Annotated in this window: 22 protein-coding genes; 9 read left to right on the forward strand and 13 right to left on the reverse strand. The window is 60.3% G+C overall.

Annotation, left to right across the window (positions count from 1 at the left end; all coding sequences use genetic code 11):
* Window positions 1–13 precede the first annotated feature (13 nt).
* Window positions 14–826, reverse strand: a complete 813-nt coding sequence (mutM, locus tag ACR52_RS07675) for a bifunctional DNA-formamidopyrimidine glycosylase/DNA-(apurinic or apyrimidinic site) lyase (protein WP_048722624.1) — start codon at window positions 824–826, stop codon at window positions 14–16.
* Between the two features lie 21 nt (window positions 827–847).
* Window positions 848–1,660 carry an HDOD domain-containing protein gene (locus ACR52_RS07680; RefSeq protein WP_173439217.1) on the reverse strand — a complete coding sequence of 271 codons (813 nt, stop codon included), beginning with the start codon at window positions 1,658–1,660 and terminating at the stop codon, window positions 848–850.
* A gap of 208 nt (window positions 1,661–1,868) precedes the next feature.
* Between ACR52_RS07680 and ACR52_RS07685 the strand changes: the two genes are divergently transcribed.
* The 3 genes from ACR52_RS07685 (at window position 1,869) to ilvD (ending at window position 6,535) form a co-directional block, all read left to right on the forward strand.
* On the forward strand, window positions 1,869–3,065 hold the full coding sequence (locus ACR52_RS07685) for a class I SAM-dependent rRNA methyltransferase (RefSeq protein ID WP_003213799.1): 1,197 nt from the start codon (window positions 1,869–1,871) through the stop codon (window positions 3,063–3,065).
* Window positions 3,066–3,211: 146 nt separating this feature from the next.
* Window positions 3,212–4,411 (forward strand): MFS transporter, encoded by a 1,200-nt coding sequence (locus tag ACR52_RS07690; protein WP_048722632.1) that lies wholly within the window; start codon window positions 3,212–3,214, stop codon window positions 4,409–4,411.
* Between the two features lie 282 nt (window positions 4,412–4,693).
* Window positions 4,694–6,535 carry a dihydroxy-acid dehydratase gene (gene ilvD / locus ACR52_RS07695; RefSeq protein ID WP_048722636.1) on the forward strand — a complete coding sequence of 614 codons (1,842 nt, stop codon included), beginning with the start codon at window positions 4,694–4,696 and terminating at the stop codon, window positions 6,533–6,535.
* 477 nt (window positions 6,536–7,012) lie between these two features.
* Here the strand turns inward: ilvD and ACR52_RS07700 are convergent, their stop codons facing one another.
* The 6 genes from ACR52_RS07700 to ffh form a co-directional block, all read right to left on the reverse strand.
* A complete protein-coding gene (locus ACR52_RS07700) occupies window positions 7,013–7,426 on the reverse strand; it encodes an acyl-CoA thioesterase (RefSeq protein WP_048722639.1) in 414 nt (137 codons plus the stop codon).
* Between the two features lie 82 nt (window positions 7,427–7,508).
* A complete protein-coding gene (gene rplS, locus ACR52_RS07705; RefSeq protein WP_003175895.1) occupies window positions 7,509–7,859 on the reverse strand; it encodes a 50S ribosomal protein L19 in 351 nt (116 codons plus the stop codon).
* A 45-nt stretch (window positions 7,860–7,904) separates the two neighbouring features.
* Window positions 7,905–8,678 carry a tRNA (guanosine(37)-N1)-methyltransferase TrmD gene (gene trmD, locus ACR52_RS07710; RefSeq protein WP_024077235.1) on the reverse strand — a complete coding sequence of 258 codons (774 nt, stop codon included), beginning with the start codon at window positions 8,676–8,678 and terminating at the stop codon, window positions 7,905–7,907.
* Window positions 8,660–9,196 carry a ribosome maturation factor RimM gene (gene rimM, locus ACR52_RS07715; protein WP_048722693.1) on the reverse strand — a complete coding sequence of 179 codons (537 nt, stop codon included), beginning with the start codon at window positions 9,194–9,196 and terminating at the stop codon, window positions 8,660–8,662. The genes trmD and rimM overlap by 19 nt, the downstream gene beginning before the upstream one ends.
* Window positions 9,197–9,201: 5 nt before the next feature.
* Window positions 9,202–9,453, reverse strand: coding sequence for a 30S ribosomal protein S16 (rpsP, locus tag ACR52_RS07720; protein WP_003238923.1), 252 nt, complete (start codon window positions 9,451–9,453; stop codon window positions 9,202–9,204).
* Between the two features lie 250 nt (window positions 9,454–9,703).
* The gene (gene ffh, locus ACR52_RS07725; protein ID WP_048722699.1) at window positions 9,704–11,080 is read right to left on the reverse strand and encodes a signal recognition particle protein; all 1,377 of its coding nucleotides are present in this window, start codon (window positions 11,078–11,080) and stop codon (window positions 9,704–9,706) included.
* Between the two features lie 234 nt (window positions 11,081–11,314).
* On the opposite strand from ffh, the gene ACR52_RS07730 reads away from it, so the two are divergent.
* From ACR52_RS07730 to ACR52_RS07740, 3 genes are all read left to right on the forward strand, one after another.
* Window positions 11,315–12,127: a cytochrome C assembly family protein gene (locus ACR52_RS07730; RefSeq protein WP_048722704.1), complete on the forward strand. Its 813-nt coding sequence runs from the start codon at window positions 11,315–11,317 to the stop codon at window positions 12,125–12,127.
* A 12-nt stretch (window positions 12,128–12,139) separates the two neighbouring features.
* Window positions 12,140–13,378: a transporter associated domain-containing protein gene (locus ACR52_RS07735; RefSeq protein WP_048722707.1), complete on the forward strand. Its 1,239-nt coding sequence runs from the start codon at window positions 12,140–12,142 to the stop codon at window positions 13,376–13,378.
* 355 nt (window positions 13,379–13,733) lie between these two features.
* On the forward strand, window positions 13,734–15,044 hold the full coding sequence (locus ACR52_RS07740; RefSeq protein WP_048722709.1) for an MFS transporter: 1,311 nt from the start codon (window positions 13,734–13,736) through the stop codon (window positions 15,042–15,044).
* 109 nt (window positions 15,045–15,153) lie between these two features.
* On the opposite strand, the gene purT is transcribed toward ACR52_RS07740, so the two are convergent.
* From purT to ACR52_RS07765, 5 genes are all read right to left on the reverse strand, one after another.
* Window positions 15,154–16,335 carry a formate-dependent phosphoribosylglycinamide formyltransferase gene (gene purT / locus ACR52_RS07745; RefSeq protein ID WP_048722712.1) on the reverse strand — a complete coding sequence of 394 codons (1,182 nt, stop codon included), beginning with the start codon at window positions 16,333–16,335 and terminating at the stop codon, window positions 15,154–15,156.
* Window positions 16,336–16,404: 69 nt separating this feature from the next.
* The gene (locus ACR52_RS07750) at window positions 16,405–16,872 is read right to left on the reverse strand and encodes a VUT family protein (protein ID WP_048722713.1); all 468 of its coding nucleotides are present in this window, start codon (window positions 16,870–16,872) and stop codon (window positions 16,405–16,407) included.
* A 184-nt stretch (window positions 16,873–17,056) separates the two neighbouring features.
* The gene (locus tag ACR52_RS07755; protein WP_048722715.1) at window positions 17,057–17,272 is read right to left on the reverse strand and encodes a DUF1289 domain-containing protein; all 216 of its coding nucleotides are present in this window, start codon (window positions 17,270–17,272) and stop codon (window positions 17,057–17,059) included.
* Window positions 17,269–17,793, reverse strand: coding sequence for a gamma carbonic anhydrase family protein (locus ACR52_RS07760; RefSeq protein WP_048722717.1), 525 nt, complete (start codon window positions 17,791–17,793; stop codon window positions 17,269–17,271). The genes ACR52_RS07755 and ACR52_RS07760 overlap by 4 nt, the downstream gene beginning before the upstream one ends.
* A gap of 35 nt (window positions 17,794–17,828) precedes the next feature.
* On the reverse strand, window positions 17,829–18,431 hold the full coding sequence (locus ACR52_RS07765) for a CoA pyrophosphatase (RefSeq protein WP_033898592.1): 603 nt from the start codon (window positions 18,429–18,431) through the stop codon (window positions 17,829–17,831).
* 147 nt (window positions 18,432–18,578) lie between these two features.
* Between ACR52_RS07765 and ACR52_RS07770 the strand changes: the two genes are divergently transcribed.
* The 3 genes from ACR52_RS07770 (at window position 18,579) to ACR52_RS07780 (ending at window position 20,663) form a co-directional block, all read left to right on the forward strand.
* The gene (locus ACR52_RS07770; protein WP_048722722.1) at window positions 18,579–19,127 is read left to right on the forward strand and encodes an NUDIX hydrolase; all 549 of its coding nucleotides are present in this window, start codon (window positions 18,579–18,581) and stop codon (window positions 19,125–19,127) included.
* 37 nt (window positions 19,128–19,164) lie between these two features.
* On the forward strand, window positions 19,165–19,668 hold the full coding sequence (locus tag ACR52_RS07775) for a L,D-transpeptidase family protein (protein ID WP_048722724.1): 504 nt from the start codon (window positions 19,165–19,167) through the stop codon (window positions 19,666–19,668).
* A 263-nt stretch (window positions 19,669–19,931) separates the two neighbouring features.
* Window positions 19,932–20,663 (forward strand): GntR family transcriptional regulator, encoded by a 732-nt coding sequence (locus ACR52_RS07780; RefSeq protein ID WP_048722726.1) that lies wholly within the window; start codon window positions 19,932–19,934, stop codon window positions 20,661–20,663.
* Window positions 20,664–20,670 lie beyond the last annotated feature (7 nt).

Below are 20,670 nucleotides of genomic sequence, written 5' to 3' on the forward strand. Positions count from 1 at the left end.
CTTCACACAACAATCAGCTCTGACATTTCGGGCAAAACACACTCGCCCGCTGCCCCAGCACCACATTGCGCAACTCCGCCCCACACACCTTGCACGCCTCGCCTCCCCGGCCATAGACGAACAATTCCTGCTGGAAATACCCCGGCTGCCCGTCGCCACCGATAAAGTCCCGCAAAGTCGTGCCGCCCCGCTCGATGGCTGCCGCCAGAATGCGTTTGATCTCAATCGCCAGCTTCAAATAACGCCCGCGTGAAATACCGCCGGCCTCGCGACGCGGATCGATCCCCGCCGCAAACAACGCTTCCGTCGCATAGATATTGCCCACGCCCACCACCACCGCGTTGTCCATGATGAACGGCTTCACCGCCATCGAACGCCCACGTGACAGCTTAAACAAACGCTCGCCATCGAACAGGTCGGTCAATGGCTCCGGCCCCAGGCGAATCAACAATTCGTGGTTGTACGGGTCCTGGCTCCAGAGCATCGCGCCGAAACGCCGGGGGTCGGTGTAGCGCAGGGCCAGGCCCGACTCCAGCTCGATGTCCACATGCTCATGCTTGGCCGCCGGCAGGCCGACTTCCACCAGGCGCAGGTTGCCCGACATACCCAGGTGGCTGATCAAGGTACCCACTTCAGCATTGATCAACAGGTACTTGGCCCGCCGCTCCACCAGCACGATGCGTTGGCCCGACAGGCGCACATCCAGGTCTTCCGGGATCGGCCAGCGCAGGCGCCGCTCACGTACCACCACGCGGCTGACCCGCTGGCCTTCCAAGTGCGGCGCAATCCCGCGCCGGGTGGTTTCGACTTCCGGTAACTCAGGCATGTGTACCTCGTGAATAAAGGGTCAGTGCGCGCCCAGTTCGCGGATCGACTGCTTCAAACTCTCGAAGTCGTAATCCGACAAGCCGATGTGATCCAGCACCAGCGGGCCAATAGCGTTCCACTCATGGTCGACCGACTGATTACCCAGCACCCGGTAGGACGCGCAAATGTGCTCGGCCATTTTCAGGATCGCCAGCAGGTTTTTCAGCTGTGGCCGGTGGTGAGAATCATCGCTGAAAATCGCCAGGGCATTGTGGTGATTGGCGATGGCGTCGGTCACATGCTCCGGCAGGCGCCAGGACTTGGCGGTGTAGTAGCCGACCACCGCATGGTTGGTGTTGAACGCGTTGTTTTCGGTGTCGACTACGCGGCAGTCCGGGCCGGCGTTGCCATAAGCCTCCTCCAGCACGGCCATGTAATTGGGAAAGCGCTTGAGCATCAGCGGCACACCACAATCGTGGAACAGGCCAAGGGCATAAGCTTCGTCCACCGCCTGAGAGCCGGTGCGCTTGGCCAGGGTCAGGCAGGTCATTGCCACATCCTGGGCCGTGTCCCAGAAGCGGTTGAGGGTAACGATGGTGTCGTCACTCATCTCACCCTTGATCGACAGGGCGTTGATCAGGTTGATAATCGAGCGGCTGCCCAATAGGTTCACCGCGCGCTGGATCGAGGCGACTTTGTTGCTCAGGCCGTAATACGGCGAGTTGACGATCTTCAACAGAGCGCCGGACAGGCCCGGGTCCTGGGCAATCAACTTCGCGATCACTTCCAGGTCCGGGTCGGGCATGTACTGCTCCATCTGCAAATCCACCATGATTTGCGGTTGGGGCGGCACGCTGATGCCTTGTAGGACTTGTTGAATCTGCTCGGCGGTAAGCTCTTGGGACATAAGTACACACTCTGGGCTAGGCAGGGATTCTAACCCCGATACGAACCTGATCGACACCTCAAAAAACCACCCCTCGCTCCTACAGTCCATCAGGCCAAGCCGCGGAATGTAATGCAACACGCTATACTCCCGCTCTTTTTTCCGGAGCGACGTCATGTCCCTGCCAAGCCTGCGTCTCAAAGCCAACGCCGATCGTCGTTTGCGCAACGGCCACCTGTGGGTCTACAGCAACGAAATCGACGTGGCCGCTACCCCACTTCACGGCTTCCAGGCAGGCGACCAGGCCATCCTCGAAGCAGCCGGCGGCAAGACCCTGGGCATCGTGGCCATGAGCCCGAACAACCTGATCTGCGCCCGCCTGCTGTCGCGCGACATCAAGTTGCCGCTGGACAAGTCGCTGCTGGTACACCGCATCAACGTCGCCCTTTCGCTGCGTGATCGCCTGTTCGACAAGCCGTTCTACCGCCTGGTCTACGGTGATTCCGACCTGTTGCCAGGCCTGGTGGTCGACCGTTTCGGCGACATCCTGGTAGTGCAGATCGCTTCAGCGACCATGGAAGCCCATAAAGAAGACGTGATCGCCGCCCTGACCCAAGTGCTCAAGCCGAGCGGCATCCTGTTCAAGAACGACTCCGCTGCGCGCGACGCCGAAGGCCTCAACCGCTACGTCGAAACCGTGTTCGGCCTGGTGCCGGAGTGGGTCGCGCTGGAAGAAAACGGCGTGAAATTCGAAGCCCCGGTGATCCAGGGCCAAAAAACCGGCTGGTTCTATGACCACCGCATGAACCGCGCCCGCCTGGCCCCGTATGCCAAAGGCAAACGCGTGCTCGACCTGTACAGCTACATCGGCGGCTGGGGCGTGCAAGCTGCAGCGTTCGGCGCCAGTGAAGTGTTCTGCGTCGACGCCTCGGCCTTCGCCCTCGACGGCGTTGAGCGCAATGCCGCGCTGAACGGCGTTGCCGAGAAGATGACCTGCATCGAAGGCGACGTCTTCGAAGCCCTGAAAGAACTGAAAGCCAGCGAAGAGCGCTTCGACGTGATCGTCGCCGACCCACCGGCCTTCATCAAACGCAAAAAAGACATGAAAAACGGCGAAGGCGCCTACCGCCGCTTGAACGAGCAAGCCATGCGCCTGCTCAGCAAAGACGGCATCCTGGTCAGCGCATCGTGCTCCATGCACCTGCCGGAAGACGATCTGCAAAACATCCTGCTGACCAGCGCCCGCCACCTGGACCGCAATATCCAGATGCTCGAACGCGGCGGCCAGGGGCCTGATCACCCGGTGCACCCTGCGATTGCCGAGACGCGGTACATCAAGAGCATTACGTGCCGGTTGTTGCCCAATAGCTGATGGCTGGATCATTGTAGGAACGGGCTTGCCCGTTCCTACAATGGCAACCCACACCACTACAGGAACCCTCCCACAATAGTTTTGATTGAATTCCACGTTTCGCAGACTAGTATCGGTTTCTGGTTTTACTCCGGAAAATAACAACAATGTCTGAGTCCACCTGCTCGCCCGCGCTCAGTGGCGACGCCAAGCGTCAACAACTCTCCCGCTTCATACTCATCACCTGCATTTCCCTGATCAGCTTCTTCCCGATCAACATTCTGCTGCCCTCGTTCCCCGCGCTGGCTGCCAGGTTCGACACGCCTAGCGCCGATATCGCACTCTCCATCAGTTTGTTCACGCTGGTCTTCTCCATCTCCCAACTGGTCGCCGGCCCGCTCTCGGATAAATGGGGCCGCAAGGAAGTCCTGCTCGGCTGCATCACGTTGTCGATCCTGGGGGCAATAGGTTGCGCACTGGCGTCGGACTACCTGACCTTCCTGCTGTTTCGCTCGGTACAGGCCATGGGCTGCGGTTTCTTCGTGCTGGGCCACGCGCTGGTGGAAGACCTGTTCGACGAACAGGACCGCGCCCGTGTGCGTCTCTACTACATGACCCTGAGCGGTTCGTTTGTCGCACTCTCGCCGCTGATCGGCTCCTGGCTGCAAACCACATTCGACTGGCAGGGCAGCTTCTACGGATTCGCCCTGATGGCCCTGGGCATGTTGATTCATGCGTTTTGCATCCTGCCGTCCAAGTCCGCGAGCCCGCACCGCGCCCCGGTGTCGATTATCGGCACACTCAAAGCCGTCGCCGGCAATCGGGACTTCCTGCGCTACTGGTGGATAGCCGCGCTGGTGTTCGCCTTTTACTTCGCCTTGATCAGCGTGACGCCACTGATCTTCATGGATGCGCTGAAACTCTCCGAATACCAGTACGCGCTGGTGCTGATGGTGTATGGCGTGGCTTATCTGCTGGGCGGCGTGGCAGCCTCGTACCTGCAAAAACGCATCGCGCTGTCCCGGCAAATCAATATCGGCCTGGGGTTACTGCTCGTCGCCGGTGTGCTGTTAACGCTGATCGTCAGCCTTGAGGCGATCACTACCGTGACGCTGCTGATCCCGATGCTGATCAGCGCCCTGGCCGTTACCCTGGTTCGGCCCGCCGCGATTTCTGCGGCGATGCTGTTGTTCTCAAGCAGCGCCGGTACGGCGGCGTCGGCGGGCAACAGCATCATGTTTCTCACGGCCGCCATCAGCAGCGCCGCACTTGCGCAAACCGGCAGCCATTTGCTGATGACGATTGCCGTGAGTTTCATCGTTTTCAGCCTGTGGGGCTGGCTGACGAATGCGCGGGTCGGGCGCTGACGCTTTCCACTGTAGGAGCGAGGCGGGCGGCTGCGTTGCGCCCGCACGTCCCGTAGCGGCTATCTTCACGGTTTCGGCCATTCCCTCCAGCCGCCAGCGGTGTAGAATCGGCCCTATTCATCGCCAGTCATCCCCCGGCGGGTTTATGAGCTCAAGGCCAATGCGCGCGGCGATCCCGTAACGTTTGAGGCAACTTCCGGACACACGGCCATTTTCTGAGTGTTCCAGACGTCAATAGAAGCTCACTCCCCTTAGTACCTGATTAGCCGCCCGGAGTGCTCCATGCCAGATTACCGCTCGAAAACATCCACCCACGGCCGCAACATGGCCGGCGCCCGCGCACTGTGGCGCGCCACGGGGATGAAAGATGACGACTTCAAGAAGCCGATCATCGCGATTTCCAACTCGTTCACCCAGTTTGTACCCGGCCACGTCCACCTCAAGGACCTCGGCCAACTGGTCGCCCGCGAGATCGAGCGCGCCGGCGGTGTAGCGAAAGAATTCAACACCATCGCCGTGGATGACGGCATCGCCATGGGCCATGACGGCATGCTGTATTCCCTGCCGAGCCGCGAGATCATCGCCGACTCCGTGGAGTACATGGTCAACGCCCACTGCGCCGACGCCATCGTGTGCATCTCGAACTGCGACAAGATCACCCCAGGCATGCTGATGGCCGCCCTGCGCCTGAACATCCCGGTGATCTTCGTGTCCGGTGGTCCGATGGAAGCCGGCAAGACCAAACTCGCTTCCCACGGCCTCGACCTGGTCGACGCCATGGTGATCGCCGCCGACTCCAGCGCTTCTGACGAGAAGGTCGCGGAATACGAGCGCAGCGCGTGCCCGACCTGCGGTTCGTGCTCCGGCATGTTCACCGCCAACTCGATGAACTGCCTGGTGGAAGCCCTGGGCCTGGCCTTGCCGGGCAACGGCTCCACCCTGGCCACCCACAGCGACCGCGAGCAGCTGTTCCTGCAGGCCGGCCGTACCATCGTCGAGCTGTGCAAGCGTTACTACGGCGAGAATGATGAGTCGGTGTTGCCGCGCAACATCGCCAACTTCAAGGCGTTCGAAAACGCCATGACCCTGGACATCGCCATGGGCGGTTCCACCAACACCATCCTGCACTTGCTGGCCGCCGCCCAGGAAGCCGAGATCGATTTCGACCTGCGCGACATCGACCGTCTGTCCCGTCACGTGCCGCAACTGTGCAAGGTCGCGCCGAACATTCAGAAGTACCACATGGAAGACGTGCACCGCGCCGGCGGGATTTTCTCGATCCTCGGCTCGTTGGCCCGTGGCGGCCTGCTGCACACCGACCTGCCGACCGTGCACAGCAAATCCCTGGCCGAAGGCATCGCCAAGTGGGACATCACCCAGACTGACGACGAAGCCGTGCACACCTTCTTCAAGGCCGGCCCGGCGGGCATCCCGACCCAGACGGCGTTCAGCCAGTCGACCCGTTGGGACACCCTGGACGACGACCGTGAAAACGGCTGTATCCGCAGTGTCGAGCACGCCTACTCGCAAGAAGGCGGCCTGGCCGTGCTGTACGGCAACATCGCCCTCGACGGCTGTGTGGTGAAAACCGCCGGTGTGGACGAGTCGATCCACGTCTTCGAAGGCCGCGCCAAGATCTACGAAAGCCAGGACAGCTCGGTACGCGGCATCCTCGCCGACGAAGTGAAAGAAGGCGACATCGTGATCATCCGCTACGAAGGCCCGAAAGGCGGCCCAGGTATGCAAGAGATGCTCTACCCGACGTCCTACCTGAAATCCAAGGGCCTGGGCAAGGCCTGCGCCCTGCTGACCGACGGCCGCTTCTCCGGCGGCACCTCGGGCCTGTCCATCGGCCACGCTTCGCCTGAAGCCGCTGCCGGCGGCGCAATTGGCCTGGTGCAGGACGGCGACAAGGTGCTGATCGACATTCCGAACCGCTCGATCAACCTGTTGATCAGCGACGAAGAACTCGCCGCACGCCGGGTCGAGCAGGACAAGAAAGGCTGGAAGCCGGTGGAGAAGCGTCCGCGTAAAGTCACCACCGCGTTGAAGGCTTATGCCCTGCTGGCGACCAGCGCCGATAAGGGTGCTGTGCGTAACAAGGCGATGCTGGATGGGCTGTAAGGCCTAATCCATACGCATAAAAATGCCCCGCCATGTGCGCAATGCCGTTCAGTTAAGAAATAGAAAGGGCGAACAATAACTTGTGGCGAGGGAGCTTGCTCGCGCTGGAGTGCGAAGCGCTCCAAAAACTTCAAGGCTGCTTCCCAGCCCAACGGGAGCAAGGCCTTATCAAACTTAAAATAACTTAATGATTTTAAAGGGTTAAAATTTCACCCTAAAGTTTTGAGTCTTGCATAAACAATTTCAAGCGACCGCATTCTTGTGGCGAGCGGGCTTGTCCCGCGTTGGGCTGCGCAGCAGCCCCAAAACCAGGCGCAGAGGAGTGCCCGATACACCGCATTCGTCTTCATCAGGGGCGCTTCGCACCCCAACGCGGGACAAGCCCGCTCGCCACAGAGGTCCCAGTTTGCTGCGCGACAGCGCTACGTCGAAGAGGTAGTGGGACCTCCCTCGCCACAAAAGCGACTCGGTTCAGGATCAGTCCACAAACCCAGGCAGCACCGGCACTGGGCGCTTGTCGACATCAATGGCGACGAAGCTGAACACACCCTGGATCGCTTTTTCGCGGCCATCGGCACTCATGCTCTCGACAAACACTTCCACCTCGACCTTGAGGCTGGTATTGCCGACCTTGATGACACGGCCAATCAGCTCGACGATGGAGCCGGCAGGGATTGCGTGATTGAAGTCGATGCGATCAGTGGAGACCGTCACCAGCGGCAAGCGGCAGAAACGCGTCGCGGTGATGAAGGAGACTTCATCCATCCACGCCAGGGCGGTGCCGCCGAACAGGGTGTTGTGGTGATTGGTGGTCGGCGGAAACACGGCCTTGGTCACGTGGGTCACGGACAGGTCGGTGCGGCGCTGGATTTCTTCGAGGCGGGTGGTCATGGACGAATACCGGAAAATAGACAAATTTCAGGCACAAAAAAGCAGCCCGTAGGCTGCTTTTTTCTGCATCGGGAAGCTGGACTTAAGCCAGTTTTTCCTTGATGCGAGCTGCTTTACCGGACAGGTCACGCAGGTAGTACAGCTTGGCTTTACGTACGTCACCGCGACGTTTAACGGCCATGCTGTCGATTTGCGGGCTGTAGGTCTGGAAAGTACGCTCTACGCCAACACCGTTGGAGATTTTACGAACAGTGAAAGCACTGTTCACACCACGGTTACGCTTGGCAATTACCACGCCTTCGAACGCTTGCAGACGCGAACGGTCGCCTTCCTTCACTTTCACCTGAACGACAATAGTGTCGCCCGGGGCAAAGGTAGGGATCTCTTTGGTCATCTGCTCTGCTTCGAGTGCAAGGATGATTTTGTTAGTCATGCTGTGCTCCTAAGGTAAGTCGTCGGACCTACCATCGATACGTTGTTAACTATCGTCCCGCGCGAGGATGTATTCCTCGAGCAGCTTCTTCTCTTCTCCAGAAAGCGAGCGGCTTTCCAGAAGATCGGCGCGTCGTTCATAGGTCCGACCAAGGGACTGCTGTAAACGCCAACGCCGGATGTGTGCGTGATTGCCACTTAGCAATACGTCGGGAACACGCTGATCCGCATACACCTCCGGTCGGGTGTAGTGCGGGCAATCCAGCAAACCATCCGTGAAGGAATCTTCCTCCGCGGAGTCCGCATGCCCTAAAGCTCCAGGCAGCAGTCGTGTAACCGCATCTATCAGGACCATCGCCGGCAGCTCGCCGCCAGACAGGACATAGTCCCCAATCGACCACTCTTCATCGACATGAGCTTCAATAAAACGCTCGTCAATGCCTTCATAGCGACCGGCAATCAGGATTAATGCTTCCTCATTCGCCAGTTCGCGTACCGCAGCCTGTTTCAGCTGACGGCCTTGAGGGGACAGGTAAATTACCTTCGCCTTCTCCCCGGCAGCAGCCTTGGCCTGAACCAACGCGTCTTCCAGGGGCTTGATCTTCATCACCATGCCAGGGCCACCGCCAAATGGGCGATCATCCACAGTGTGATGTCGATCCGTCGTGTAGTCTCGCGGGTTCCAACAGGTGAGCTGCAAGAGCCCCTGTTTCACCGCCCGACTGGTGATGCCGTACTCGCTGATGGCGGAAAACATCTCGGGAAACAAACTGATCACTTCAATGCGCAAATTAGCCACGCTTAGAAGTCCGCGTCCCATTCCACCTTCATCTCGCCCGCTGCCAGGTCGATGGCCAACACGCATTGCTCGGTATACGGCAACAGGCGTTCGCGATCATCCAGGCTGCCAGCGCAAGGCTTGACCACCATTACATCATTGGCGCCGGTTTCCAGAAGATGATCGATTTTCCCGAACAATTGCCCGAGTTGATCAATAACCTTCAGACCTTCCAGCTGGTACCAGTAGTACTCGCCGTCGGTCAATTCAGGGAACAGGTTGCGCGGCACGCAGATCTCATAACCCGCCAGAAGACGAGCTTCTTCACGATCATCAAGACCCTTGAGCTTTGCGACCAGGAACTTGTCGTTCCCGCGTCCACTGACCAGCTCGACCTGTTTCACACTACCCTCGCGCTTGAGCGTCCAGGTTTTGTACTGCAACAGGTTTTCAGTCGGATCAGTAAAGGAATACACCTTCACTTCGCCGCGAACGCCATGAACAGAGTAAATCTTGCCGATAACGATCAAATCATCAGCAACAGCTGGCGTCGCGTTCATATTGCTCAGGCTGCGGCCTTAGCCGAGTCCTTCAACAACTTAGCAACACGCTCAGAAGGCTGTGCACCAACGCTCAGCCAGTAGGCTACGCGCTCTTGGTTCACGGACAGGCGGACTTCTTGACCACGAGCGATCGGGTTGAAGAAACCTACTTGTTCCTTGTGAGAGCCGTCACGTGGGTTGCGGCTGTCAGTTACGGTCAAGTGGTAAAACGGGCGCTTTTTGGAGCCGCCAAGGGCAAGACGGATTGTTAGCATGTGAACATCGTTCCTGTAGTCGGTGCTGCAAATCTAAATGCACAGCGGGCATAGGTGCCCGAAAGGCCGCATATTCTAAGGAATATCCGGACTTTTGCAAATGTCTTTTTCTGGCGCCTATCGGCGTGCCACTCAGATCTGCTATAGAGCCGTCGGTTAAAACGGCGAGTCAGCTCCCGCCAATGGCGGGTTTGCTGGAGATCCCACGTCCCTGTGGGTCGGAACAGGAGCACGCTCCCGCTCGAGATTTTTACATTTTGGGCATGCCGCCGCCGGGCAACATACCGCCCATGCCGCGCATCATCTTGGCCATTCCGCCTTTTGCGGAGAACTTCTTCATCATCTTCTGCATCTGCTTGTGCTGCTTGATCAAGCGACCGATGTCCTGCACCTGGGTACCGGAACCCATGGCGATCCGACGTTTGCGCGAACCGCTGATCAGCTCAGGGTCGCGGCGCTCGGCCGGGGTCATGGAGTTGATAATGGCTTCCATCTGTTTGAATTGCTTCTCTGCCGCGCCCTGGGCATTGCCCATCTGCGCCAGGTTCACACCGCCGATGTTCGGCAGCTTGTCCATCAAGCCGCCGAGGCCGCCCATGTTCTTCATTTGTTGCAGCTGGTCGCGGAAGTCTTCGAGGTCGAAACCCTTGCCCTTCTTCAGCTTCTTGGCCAGTTTATCGGCCTTGTCCTTGTCGAGGGTCGCTTCGGCCTGTTCGATCAGGCTGAGCACGTCACCCATGCCGAGGATACGCGAAGCGATCCGCTCAGGGTGGAACGGTTCGAGCGCATCGCTCTTCTCGCCCATACCGATGAACTTGATCGGCTTGCCAGTGATGGCACGTACCGACAGCGCCGCACCGCCACGGGCATCGCCGTCAACCTTGGTCAGGATCACACCGGTAAGCGGCAGTGCATCACCAAAGGCCTTGGCGGTGTTGGCAGCATCCTGGCCGGTCATGGCGTCGACCACGAACAGTGTCTCGACCGGGTTGATCGCGGCATGCAGCGCCTTGATCTCGCCCATCATCTCTTCGTCGATGTGCAGGCGGCCGGCGGTATCGACGATGACCACGTCGATGAATTTCAGTTTTGCTTCTTTGATAGCAGCGTTGGCAATGTCGACCGGCTTCTGGCTCAGGTCCGACGGGAAGAAGGTCACGCCCACTTCGCCCGCAAGCATCTCCAACTGCTTGATGGCCGCCGGACGGTACACGTCGGCGGACACCACCATCACGGTTTTTTTCTTGCGCTCTTTAAGGAAGCGCGCCAGCTTGCCGGCCGTGGTGGTTTTACCCGCACCTTGCAGACCGGCCATCAGCACGACGGCCGGTGGCACGGCGCTGAGGTTCAGGTCTTCGTTGGCCGCGCCCATCAGGCTTTCGAGTTCGGCCTGGACGATCTTCACAAAGGCCTGGCCCGGGGTCAGGCTGCGCGACACTTCGGTGCCGACCGCGCGCTCTTTGACCGCGTTGACGAAGTCCTTGACCACAGGCAAGGCCACGTCGGCTTCCAACAACGCCATGCGCACTTCGCGCAGGGTGTCTTTAATATTGTCCTCGGTCAGCTTGGCCTTGCCGGTTACGTGGCGCAGCGTCTGCGAGAGACGGTCAGTCAGGTTTTCAAACATGCGCGATCCTTTCAGGCCCTATTCATCGAAGTGCATTGGTAGACCGAGGTAACGGCGGCCCAGGCTGTGGTAAATCGCTATTAAAAACAGCGCTCGGCGAGCCTGCGGCGTGGGCAGGTCGCGGATTATAGCGAAGACTGCGTCCATGCACACCCGCTGTCTGGCTCTGGAGTCTTTCGTGGAACGCAGGTGTATGCCAAACTCAGCGCCTTTCGGGCTTGCCTAACAGGATTTATGCTCCCTTTGTCACCCAGTTTGCTACCTAGTCTCGCCGCCGCTCTTTTGTATGCCGCTGCGACCCTCTACCAGGGCACCCGCCTGGCGCAATGTGCCAAGGCCGACAAACGCCTGCTGGCAGGCCTTGGCGTCCTCGCTCTGCTGGCGCACGCCGCGAGCCTGTTCACCCATTTGATGACGCCCGTCGGCCTGGGCCTGGATTTTTTCAGCGCCGCCAGCCTGATCGCCGCCGCGGTGATCGCCCTGACGCTGATCGCCTGCGCACGCATCCCGGTGGAAAACCTGCTGGTGCTGCTATTTCCCCTGGGCCTGCTCACGGTGCTGCTGGCGCAATTTGCCCCCACCGGCACGGTGCAGGTGATCGATGAAGAGCCGGGCATCCTGGCGCATATCCTGCTGTCGATCCTCGCCTATGGCATGTTCACCATTGCGGTGTTCCAGGCCTTGCTCCTGCTGCTGCAGGACCACCAGCTCAAGCACAAGCACCCGTCCGGGCTGATCAAGAACTTCCCGCCGTTGCAAACCATGGAAAGCCTGCTGTTCGGCTTCCTGTGGGCCGGCTGGACGCTGCTGTCGCTGTCACTGATTTCCGGCTGGCTGTTCGTCGAGAACCTGTTCGCCCAGCATCTGGTACACAAAACCCTGCTGGCGTGCCTGGCCTGGATCGTGTTCAGCGTGTTGCTGTGGGGCCGTAACCGCCTCGGCTGGCGCGGGCACAAGGCAATCCGCTGGACCCTGGCCGGTTTCTGCCTGCTGATGCTGGCCTATTTCGGCAGCAAGCTGGTTCGCGAATACATCCTGCATATCTGACGGGCAGCGATCATGGACAACTTGCCCCTTGGGCCGATGCTCGCGGTAATCGCCCTGCTGGTGTTATGGGCGGCGCTGTTTACCGCCATTGAAGCCGCACAACAACACCTGCTGGCTCTGCGCCCCGGCACACGCCAGGGCGACAAGGCCGCGGCCCGCCTGAGTTTCCCGCGCCATAGCTTGATCCTCTGCAACAGCTTGTGCCGCGCCGCAGTGGTGATTCTCTGCACGCTGCTCGCGATCTACGCCTGGGCGCTGAACGGTCCGTGGCTCGGCTGGTTGATCTCCTGCACCCTTCTGCTGATACTGGCCGACTACCTGCCCCGCGCCCTGGCTACCCGTCATCCGCAAGCCGTGCTGGGCTTTGGTAATACGCTGTTGGGCGTACCGCTAAAAATTCTCTATCCACTGGCCTGGCTGCTCAACGGTATCAGCCTGTTGCTGTTGCGCCCGTTCGCGCGCAAGTCCGGCATGGTGAAAAAGAGCGACGAACCGTTACCCGACCATGATGACGAACCGGAGCCCGAGACCGACGAAAACCGCACGCCCGGCATGCCTGGCATCCATGCTTTGGACAACATCACGGTCAACGACATCCTGGTGCCACGCAGCGAAGTGGACGGCATCAACCTGGATGACTCGGTCGAAGAGATCATCGAACAACTGCGCACGTCCGAACGCACCCGCCTGCCGGTGTTCCACAGCGACATCAACCAGGTCGAAGCCGTACTCAACACCCGGCAGATCCAGCACCTGCTACCGGACGCGAGCCTGACCAAAGAGGCGCTGCTCGCCGCCTGCCATGAGCCCTACTTCGTCCCGGAAAGCACGCCCCTGCAACTGCAACTGCTGAACTTCCACAAGCAGCAGCGACGCCTGGGCATGGTGGTGGATGAATACGGCGAAGTGCTGGGCATCGTCACCCTGGAAGATATTCTCGAAGAAATCGTCGGCGAATTCGAAAGCGAACAGAGTGCGGACAATCCGCATATCGAAGTGCAGACGGACGGTCGCTACATCATCGACGGCGCCGCATCGATCCGCGAACTGAACAAGAGCCTCGGCTGGCACCTGCCCAGCGACGGCCCCAAGACCCTCAATGGCCTGGTGACCGAGGCGCTGGAAACCATTCCGGACTGCGCGGTGTGCCTGAAGATCGGCCGCTACCGCCTGGAAATCCTCGAGACCGAGGACAACCGCGTCGCCAAGGTGCTGATCTGGCACACCAGCCGCGTGCCAGTGGCGACCTAAACCCCACGGTCAATGTAGGAGCTGGCTTGCCAGCGATAGGATAGCCTCGGTATCCCGGAGAGATCGAGTCGGCTGCATCGCTGGCAAGCCAGCGCCTGCATGAGTCCGAGCACCACCCCAGAGATGTTCGCAAGCCACTTGTTGGATCCGCAAACCCCTTCCTATAATCGGGGCGGCTTACCCAAGCCCCGCCCGACCGCGTGCTACCCGCACTCCGCGCGTCCAGGCACCGCTTTATCGTGTCTGACCGGTGTTCGCTCCCATCCCGAGCCACCCCGCGCACAACCCTGATCCATGGGTGTTCGACCAATAATAATCCGCGTCCAAACGCGCAACGACCGTCAGGGATACCTCAATGAGCACCACCTATAACGAGGCTGCGACCGCCGCCCCGACCAACTCGACCGCCCGCGTCGCCACCGCAAGCATCGTCGGCACCGCCATCGAGTTCTACGATTTCTACATTTACGCCACCGCTGCGGCGCTGGTGATCGGCCCGGTGTTCTTCCCGCAGACCTCCGGCACCGCGCAGATGCTGGCGTCGTTCCTGACCTTCGGTATCGCGTTTATCGCCCGGCCGCTGGGTTCGGCGTTGTTCGGCCACTTTGGCGACCGCATTGGCCGCAAGTCGACCCTGGTGGCCTCGTTGCTGCTGATGGGCGTGTGCACCACGCTGATCGGCTTGCTGCCGGGCTATGACAGCATCGGCGCCTGGGCCCCCATCCTCTTGTGCGTGCTGCGCTTCGGCCAGGGCCTGGGCCTTGGCGGGGAATGGGGCGGCGCGGCGCTGCTGGCCACCGAGAACGCGCCCAAGGGCAAGCGCGGATGGTTCGGCATGTTCCCGCAACTCGGCCCATCGATCGGGTTCCTGGCGGCCAACGGTTTGTTCCTGATCCTGGCCATCAGCCTGAATGACGAGCAATTTCGCAGCTGGGGCTGGCGTATTCCGTTCATCCTCAGCGCCGCGCTGGTGATGGTCGGCCTGTATGCACGGCTGAAGTTGCATGAAACGCCGGTGTTCGCCAATGCCGTCGCCAAGACAGCACCGGTGAAAGTGCCATTGGTAGAACTGTTCAGCCAGCATTGGCTGCCGGTGCTGCTGGGCGCGGCGTCGATGGTGGTGTGCTATGCGTTGTTCTACATCACCACGGCGTTTTCCTTGAGCTACGGGGTTTCGACCCTGGGCTACAGCCGCGAGACCTTCCTCGGGCTGCTGTGCTTTGCAGTGCTGTTCATGGGGCTGGCCACGCCGCTGGCGGCCTTGGCCAGTGATCGCTACGGGCGCAAGCCGGTGCTGATTGTCGGCGCGGTGCTGGCCATTCTGTCGGGTTTCACCATGGAGCCGCTGCTGACCCACGGTTCAACCTGGGCCGTTGCGCTGTTTCTGGCTCTGGAATTGTTCCTGATGGGCGTGACGTTCGCCCCGATGGGCGCGATGCTGCCGGAATTGTTCCCGACGCGCGTACGTTATACCGGTGCTTCGGCGGCGTATAACCTGGGCGGGATCGTGGGGGCGTCGGCGGCACCGTTCTTCGCGACCAAGCTGGTGGCGATGGGTGGCCTGAGTTATGTCGGCGGGTATGTGTCGGCGGCAGCGTTGCTCAGCTTGATTGCTGTGCTGTGCCTGAAAGAGACGCGGGATAACGACTTGAACAAGGTCGCCTGATAGATCGCTATCGCCTGTAGGAGCGAGCTTGCTCGCGAAAAAGGTACATCCGACGCAGCGATGCGCCTGAAATACCTTCGCGAGCAAGCTCGCTCCTACAGGTTCTGTATTACAGCTCTACAACAACCGCTTGAGAAGCACGGGTCGCCTTGGCCCGAGCCGCTTCAATCGACTCATCCCGCGCCAACGCCACACCCATCCGACGCTGACCATTCACTTCCGGCTTGCCGAACAGGCGCAACGCCGTATCCGGTTCGCTCAAGGCCGCGCCCAGGTTGGCGAAGGCGGTCTGGGTCGACTGCCCTTCCACCAGGATCACCGCCGAAGCCGAAGGCCCGAACTGACGGATCAACGGGATCGGCAAGCCCAGGATCGCGCGAGCGTGCAGGGCGAACTGCGACAGATCCTGAGAAATCAGGGTCACCAGGCCAGTGTCATGCGGGCGCGGCGACACTTCGCTGAACCACACTTGATCGCCCTTGATGAACAGCTCCACGCCAAACAGGCCACGGCCACCCAAGGATTCGGTCACGGCTTTGGCGACGCGCTCGGATTCCGCCAGGGCAATCGGGCTCATGGCTTGCGGCTGCCAGGATTCCTGGTAGTCGCCCTTCTCCTGACGGTGGCCGACTGGCGCGCAGAAAGTGGTGCCGCCGATGTGACGCACGGTCAGCAGGGTGATTTCGTAGTCGAAGTCGATAAAGCCTTCGATGATCACCCGGCCCTTGCCGGCACGGCCGCCTTCCTGGGCGTAGTCCCAGGCTTTCTGCACATCGTCAGCGCTGCGCAGCAGGCTCTGGCCTTTGCCCGACGAACTCATCACCGGCTTGACCACACACGGGAAGCCCAGGTCTTGCACGGCCTTGCTGTAGTCTTCGAAGGTGTCGGCGAAGTGGTACGGCGAGGTCGGCAGGTCCAGCTCTTCAGCAGCCAGGCGGCGGATACCTTCGCGGTTCATGGTCAACGACGTGGCACGCGCGGTCGGGATCACGGTGAAGCCTTCGGCTTCCAGTTCCATCAGGGTCGCGGTGGCGATGGCTTCGATTTCCGGCACGATGAAGTGCGGCTTTTCCGCTTCGATCACGGCACGCAGGGCGGCGCCGTCGAGCATGTTGATCACGTGACTGCGATGGGCCACCTGCATGGCCGGCGCGTTGGCGTAGCGATCCACGGCAATCACTTCAACGCCCAGGCGTTGCAGTTCGATTACCACTTCCTTGCCCAGCTCACCGCAGCCACACAGCAAAACGCGGGTCGCGGTTGGCGACAATGGAGTTCCGATTCGGGTCATCTCAGGTCCTCAGGGGAGCGGATCATGGGGAGAAAGGCCGGCATTTTACATGAACTGTAAAGATTGGCTTCAGTTGGCGACGGCCCGTCTGCGAATACGCCAGGCCATGATCAGCCACACCACCGTGACCCCGGCGAATTTCGACACCAGCGCGGTGCCCGCCACCGCCGGGGTCAGCGCGCCAATCAGGCCGAAGAAGATAAAAGTGTCGAGGGGAATGCTCAGCGCCGAACTTATCCACAGGCGGTCGTGGAGCGGGCGCTTGGTGATGCTGAACACCAGCCAGTCGATGCACTCGGACACCGCGAACGCCGTGGCGCTGGCCAGGGCAATGGCTGGGTCTGAGGTGATGTACGACAGCACCAGCGCCGCCAGCATGGCGATGATCGCGCCGTGGCCGAAGCGGGTTTGCACCATGTCGCGCAGGATAAATACCAGGCCACCCCAGGCGGACCAGATGACGTCCAGGTGCGGAGCGGTGGAAAAGGCGAAGTTAATCAGCACGACGCTGCTGATGTAGGCGATCAGGAAGAGCATGGAAATGGACCTGTGGACAAGGCGCATAGGGTAATGCACAGCACTCATTGTGGCGAGCGGGCTTGCCCCGCGTTGGGCTGCGAAGCGGCCCCAATTAAGAGCGCCGAGTTTTTTCAGGTTAACCACAGTGTGAGGTTTTAGGGCCGCTTCGCAGCCCAACGCAGGGCAAGCCCGCTCGCCACAGTTAAGCGTCAGATTTCGCAGGCATCATCCACACCAACCCACTCGCCAACGCCCGCTCATGGCACAACCCCAACACCACACGGCGCTCGGTATTGTCCATGCGGCTCCAACGCGTGATCTCATCCACCGTACGCTGGCAGCCGGTGCAAATATCGTCATCATCCAGTGCGCAAATATTTACGCACGGCGAGGCAACGGGCCGCTCTAGCGGGTTCATTCTTCCTGCTCGACCAAGTCACGCGCGTAACGCTGCGCGTTATGCACATAGTGCGCGGCGCTGGCTTCGAGCATCTTCTTCTGCGCCTCGGTCAACTCGCGCACCACCTTGCCCGGCGAGCCCATCACCAGTGAGCCATCTGGAATTTCCTTGCCTTCGCCGATCAGCGAATTGGCGCCGATGATGCAGTGTTTGCCTATCTTGGCGCCGTTGAGGATCACCGCATTGATGCCGATCAGGCTGTAATCGTCGACGGTGCAACCATGCAGCATGGCGTTATGGCCGATGGTCACGCCGGTGCCGAGGGTCAGCGGGTAGCCCATGTCGGTGTGCATTACGCTGCCGTCCTGCACGTTGCTGTTCTTGCCGATCAGGATCAGTTCGTTGTCGCCACGCAACACCGCGTTGAACCACACGTTGGCGCCCTCCTCCAGCTTGACCTTGCCCACCAGCGTGGCATTGGGTGCCACCCAGCTCTGTGGATGAGTCTCGACGCGGGCGTCGCCCAGGCGGTATTTCATGCTGTGTCCTCACGGCTCGCCATTCACACGATGGCTTAGATATTGATGAAGCTCTTGGGCGGCTGGTGCAGGCTGATCTGGGCGTCGTCATAGAGCAGGTTGATCAGCTCGACGATCATGATCGCCGTCAGGCCCCAAATCTTGTATTCACCAAACCGATAACTGGGCACGTACCAACTGCGGCCCTGGTAATCGATTCTGTGGGTATGTTCGCGCGGATCCTGTCGGAAAAAATCCAGGGGCACACTGAAGACGGCGGCGATTTCGGCATCATTCGCCAGGTATTCGACGTAATCGGGAATAACGCCCACATAGGGCGTGACGCGAATGCCATGCAGGGAAATCAGCGGGCTCAACGGGCCGATCACCTCGACCAGGCCGGGCGGCAGGCCAATTTCTTCTTCGGCCTCACGTAGCGCGGTAAAGATCAGGTCCGGGTCTTCGGGGTCGCGGCGCCCGCCGGGAAAGGCCACTTCGCCACCGTGGGTCGACAGGCCGCTGGCGCGCAGGGTCAGGATCAGCTCAGGTTCATCACTGCGGGTAATCGGCACCAGCACCGCGGCCTCGGGGAAACGCCCGTCAGTTTCCAGCGTATGGGGGGTGTGATTGCTTACCCGGCGAAGTAGCTCGTCCAGCATGAGTCATCTCGGTCTGTTGGCTACCTTGCATCATGCACCAAAGCGTACGGGTGCCCAACCCCAAAACCCCAGCCATGTCGCGAAACGACAACTTGCAGGAAAGCCTGGCACCGAGCCAAGATGCACGCACTTTCCAGGAACCCCAGCATGAACTTCTGCAGCCAGTGCGGTAAACCGGTTACTCAACGCATTCCCGAAGGCGACGGGCGCCTGCGTTTTGTGTGTGATCACTGCTCGACCATTCACTATCAAAACCCCAACATCGTCGCCGGTACCGTGCCGGTGTGGGGCGATCAGGTGCTGCTGTGCCGCCGCGCCATCGAGCCGCGCCTGGGTTACTGGACCCTGCCAGCAGGCTTCATGGAAAACGGCGAGACCGTGGAACAGGCCGCCGTGCGCGAGACGATGGAAGAGGCCTGTGCCCGCGTGCGCAACCTGAGCATCTATACCCTGATCGACGTGCCGCACATCAGCCAGGTGCATATCTTCTACCGCGCCGAGCTGATCGACCTGGACTTTGCCGCAGGCCCCGAAAGCCTTGAAGTGAAGCTGTTCAACGAGGCCGATATCCCTTGGTCCGAGCTGGCTTTCCGCACGGTCGGGCGTACCTTAGAATGCTTTTTCGCGGACCGCAGGCTTCAGTCGTTTCCGGTGCGCAGCGAAGCCGTGCCGCCACTGGCAAAGCCCGCCCAATAACAATCCGGCAGACGGCCTTCAAAGGGATATCGTGTTAATGCGTTGGTTGCTTGCTCTGCTCTGCCTGTCGTTCGCCACGCTGTCGTCAGCCTCTACCGTGGAAACCCTGGGCGGCAAAACAGTCGAGAAAATCCTGGTCCTCAAGTCCGCCCATCAGTTGCAACTGATCAACGACGGCAAGCCCCTCAAGACCTATCGCATTTCCCTGGGCAAAAACCCCAAGGGCACCAAACTGATCGAAGGCGACCGCCGCACGCCGGAAGGCTTCTACTGGATCGACCGGCGCAAGATCAGCGACCGCTACAACCTGGCCATGCACATCTCCTATCCGAATATCAGCGACGCCGCCCGTGCCCGTCGCGAAGGCGTGAAGCCCGGCAGCATGATCATGATCCACGGCACCCCCGACACCGAGGAATACCCGGAGCAGTGGTTCCACACCCTGGACTGGACTGACGGTTGCATCGGCATGCGCAACGTCGACATGCGCGAAGTCTGGAACCTGGTCAAGGACGGCACCATGATCGAGATTCGCCCGTAATCCCGGACCGTTCGTAAAATAACTCGAAATTAATTCCCACCCCCTCTCGGCACTCCACGGTGAATACCAGTTCACCCCACGGGCTGTGCACTTCTGCGCGCGACAAAGACCTCTCTAATACCACTTGATACCAAGCACCCCTACAGTGCCAAGAAACCTGTGCTTGCACCGTTTTGGCAGCATTGACATGGTATTTAAGTGGTATTAATTTCCGGCCATTACCGGGCGACAACACTCCAATAACCGCATCGGAAACCTTAACGATGAATCCCATTCTGACGCTGCGTCCCGACGACAAACAATCCACGCCGCTGTACCTGCAACTGGCCCGTAGCCTGGAAGCGGCGATTCATGCCGGCCAGTGGAAATCCGAGCAGGCCCTGCCGTCGGAACGCGCCCTCAGCGAGCAGTTGAGCATTTCGCGGGTCACCGCCCGTAAAGCGCTGGAAGTCTTATTTGCCCAGGGCCTGATCCGTCGTAGCCAAGGCTCCGGCACCTTTATCACCCCGCGCCTGGAACAGCCGCTGTCGCGCCTGTCGGGCTTCAGCGAGATGTTGCGCCTCAAGGGTTTTGTGCCCAGCTCCCAGTGGCTGGAGCGCGACATCACCCCGCCGACCCATGAAGAGCTGATCCGCCTGGCGCTGTCGCCTACCGACAAGGTCGCGCGGCTCAAGCGCTTGCGCAAAGCCGACGACACGGTGATGGCGATTGAGATGACCGCCATGCCCGCCTCGGTGCTGCCGCATCCGCAAGCCATCGGCAATTCGCTGTACGAATACCTGGAGAGCATCGGCAAACCCATCGTGCGCGCCCTGCAACATATCCAGGCAATCAACGCCTCGAACGAGTTTGCCGCACTGGTGGGCATCGCCCCCGGCACCGCGATGCTGCTGATGACCCGTGTCGGCTACACCGCCGACAACACGCCGATTGAAATCACCGACACCTACTGCCGCAACGACTACTACGACTTCGTCGCTGAGCTTCGACGTTAGAAAGCCG

Origin of the sequence: Pseudomonas fildesensis, from assembly GCF_001050345.1 — a bacterium.
In the GTDB taxonomy this organism is placed as follows: Bacteria; Pseudomonadota; Gammaproteobacteria; order Pseudomonadales; family Pseudomonadaceae; genus Aquipseudomonas; species Aquipseudomonas fildesensis.